The sequence below is a fragment of the Ruegeria sp. AP12 genome, assembly GCF_056540025.1.
Window position 1 is genome coordinate 1 of record NZ_JBQFVZ010000070.1, and the last position, 1273, is coordinate 1273.

The 1273-nt window shown below is 63.1% G+C and carries 1 protein-coding gene; it reads right to left on the reverse strand.

The window, feature by feature from the left end; all coding sequences use genetic code 11:
* Positions 1 to 1273, reverse strand: a 1273-nt coding sequence (gene addB / locus ACR0E6_RS21280; RefSeq protein WP_480587050.1) for a double-strand break repair protein AddB, incomplete at both ends; no start/stop codon positions are given.

A 1273-nucleotide genomic window follows, 5' to 3' on the forward strand; every position in this document is an offset into this window, starting at 1 on the left:
CGGGGCCGCGACCTCTTTGTAACTGCCGCCCATACCGATGAAGATCGCCTCGGACACGTCTGTGGGGTCGATCCCTTCGATGCCGCCCTGCTTAGCCATGGCGGCTTCGATCAACAGTTGTTTGTCGAACTTTACCTGCTGACTTTCGGTCGGAGGCGCGCCGGTTTTGTAGTCTACAATCCGCAACGCGCCTCGGCTGTTGTAATCAATCCGGTCGGCACGTCCGGCGATGGTGAAATCCAGAGGCTCCAACACCAGCTTCATCGCGGCCTCAAACGCCACCGGGCCACCGTCGCCCCGGCGATTGACCTCGGCACTTAGAAAGTCGTCGGCGATCCGTTCCAGCCGCGCCAGCCACAGTTTGCGGGCAGTCGGCCAGGCGACATGAGCCTCAAGCATGTCATGGGAGCGTTTCAGGAAGTTTTCGCGGGTCAGCAAGGCGGTATCCAGCACGCTGTCCTTAACGAAATGCTCCAGAATTTCATGAATCACGATCCCGCGCAGCAATGCATCGGGGGCCTGCACCAGCGGATCGAGCGGCTTCAGACGCAGCACATGCTTCGCGTAAATCGCATAAGGGTCGCGGATCAGGCGTTTGATCTCGGTGACTGAAAGGCGTCGCGGTCGGGGGGCGACCGGAGGTTTGGGTGAGGGCCGATGCGCCGCCCCAATCCGAGGCGCTTGCTCCAGTGTTTTAGCCCAGTTGAGATAGGTTCGACCCCGCGCGCGCATATCTGATAGCGCCGTCTGGCCGCCTTGGTCGGGCAGGCCCTGCAACAGGTTCGTCAGACGGTTCAGCCAGCGCGAGGGTACAGTTTCCGCATCGTCCGAGCGGGTGGCGCGGGTCAGCCAGACCTCGGGCGCACCGATGGCCTGTTGGAAGTCATGCGCCGAAAGCCCAATCCGCCGTTCGGGCAACAACAAACCCGCCTTGTCGCGCATCTGGCGGTTCAACCACGGGTCCGGGGCTGGGGCTTCGGGCCAGCTGCCCTCGTTCAAACCACCGAGGATCAGCAGATCTGCACCCTGCACCCGGGCCTCGAGCGTGCCCCAGATCATGATATGCGGGTGCGGGGCGTCGCGGTCGCGGACCTCTTCTCCGGCCAAAAGCGCGCCCAGCAGATCCGCGAAGTCATGGGCGGTCATGGGACCGCCGTGATGCGCCTCATCCCGCAGATTGGTCAACACCGACAGGGCCTTTTGGCCCGCGTTCTTGTCCCACAAGGTGCCTTGGTCGCCTGCATGTCCGGCCGAGATCGCCTCGGACAGAGAC